The following is a 1,018-nucleotide window of genomic DNA, read 5'->3' as shown; positions in this document are numbered from 1 at the left end:
AAAAAATTTATCCGCTTTTGAATGACTTTACCTCTTCTGATACTCGCTATTTATCCTAAATGGATTTAATTGACTTCATTTCGATTCTTTTGAAGAGAATTAATCAATAGAATATATTGCCATGGAGTCTATTCTTTATGCTTCAATCTATTAAGTCTGATAATGAACATGTCACTTTACGCTCTCTGTTGGAATATTATCGTCAACGAGCAAAATCACCCCGTGAATTAGGAACCATGTTTGAAAACCTTGTCATGGCTTATCTTATGCATGACCCTCTCCATTATGGACGATATGAAAAGGTAGAAACCTATTATGAATGGGCTGAAGAGCGTGAAGACTGGAATAAAAATGATATCGGCATTGATCTGGTTGCCAAGCTTCGTCATCAAGAGGGCTATGTCGCTATTCAATGTAAGTTTTATCAAGCAGACCATCAGATCAGTAAAAAGGATATTGATAGTTTTATCGCGGCATCTGGAAAAGATATCTTTAAATATCGTCTTCTCGTTGATAGTACGGAAGTGGAATTAAGTGACAATGTGAATGCCATGATTAAAGGACAAGCGATACCCGTTTATCGCATTGATCTTCGTCATATGGAAAACAGTCGTATAGACTGGCAAATATTTGCAACGAAAAAAAAAGTTGTTCTGAAATCAACAAAAGAGCCTCGTCCCCATCAAGAAGAAGCCATCAAGAAAGTCTGTGAAGGTTTAAAAGAAGCAGACCGTGGCAAGCTTATTATGGCATGTGGAACGGGCAAGACTTTCACTAGCCTTAAGATAGCAGAACACATAGCAGGAAAAGGCAAGCGTGTTTTGTTTCTGGTACCTTCTCTGGCTTTAGTCTCACAAACGATCCGTGAATGGACAGCCGATGCACAAGTCCCGTTGCGTTCCTTTGCCGTGTGTTCTGATACGAAAGTAGGCAAGCGTCGTAAAAACCAAGATGATATTGTTGGCATGGAAACATCAGATCTTGTTCTCCCTGCTACCACGGATGCCCAAGCCCTTGC

The 1,018-nt window shown here is 39.8% G+C and carries 1 protein-coding gene; it reads left to right on the top strand.

Annotation, left to right across the window (positions count from 1 at the left end):
* Nucleotides 1-137: 137 nt before the first annotated feature.
* Nucleotides 138-1,018, top strand: an 881-nt coding sequence (locus tag ACFIKE_RS11325; protein WP_375650041.1) for a DEAD/DEAH box helicase family protein, incomplete at its 3' end; no start/stop codon positions are given.

The organism is Bartonella sp. MU70NMGDW, from assembly GCF_042194085.1.
Classification (GTDB): Bacteria; Pseudomonadota; Alphaproteobacteria; order Rhizobiales; family Rhizobiaceae; genus Bartonella; species Bartonella grahamii.
Note: the sequence above shows the minus strand (reverse complement) of the source record. Positions and strands in the feature narration are given on the sequence as shown.